Annotated in this window: 1 protein-coding gene; it reads left to right on the top strand. The window is 71.5% G+C overall.

The window, feature by feature from the left end:
- Positions 1–42: 42 nt before the first annotated feature.
- Positions 43–515 (top strand): MspA family porin (locus RT2_RS24935; RefSeq protein ID WP_139280395.1); only part of this gene is annotated, 473 nt, incomplete at its 3' end.

The following is a 515-nucleotide window of genomic DNA, read 5'->3' as shown; positions in this document are numbered from 1 at the left end:
CTGCTCGCGTACGCGACCCAATACATCTGCAAGGGAAGTCCCATGAACATCAGCAAGTCCGGCCTGCGCCTCGCGGCCGTCGGCGCGGCGACCACCGTCGCCCTCGGCTTCTTCTCCGCCGGCGCCGCCAATGCCGACACCTTCACCGCGCTGCCCGACGGCGAGGTCACCAAGACGCTCGTCGACGGCACCGTCGTCAAGATCACCCGCACCGGCGAGTCCGCGAACGTCTCGCCGTCGATGGGCTCGACCCCGCTGCACCGCAACGCGTGGGTCTCCGGCCGCATCGGCGCCGAGGTCACCGGCCCGAACGCCAAGGGCGGCAGCATCAACGTCGGCTACGTGGTGGCCTGCCAGGCCACCCTCGGCGCCAAGGGCGGCGCCGGCGCCGGCGTGACGTCCGACTGGGAGGGCACCGGCAAGGTCGACACCAAGGCCTCCACCGCCACCGGAAGCGTCACCGTCGGCCCCGGCCAGGCCGCCAACTACCGGATCCTCGACATCGAGAAGGCCGA

This window comes from Rhodococcus tukisamuensis NBRC 100609 (genome assembly GCF_001894985.1).
Lineage (GTDB): Bacteria > Actinomycetota > Actinomycetes > Mycobacteriales > Mycobacteriaceae > Rhodococcus_G > Rhodococcus_G tukisamuensis.
The sequence above is the reverse complement of the archived record's forward strand: the minus strand, read 5'-3'. Positions and strand labels throughout refer to the sequence as shown.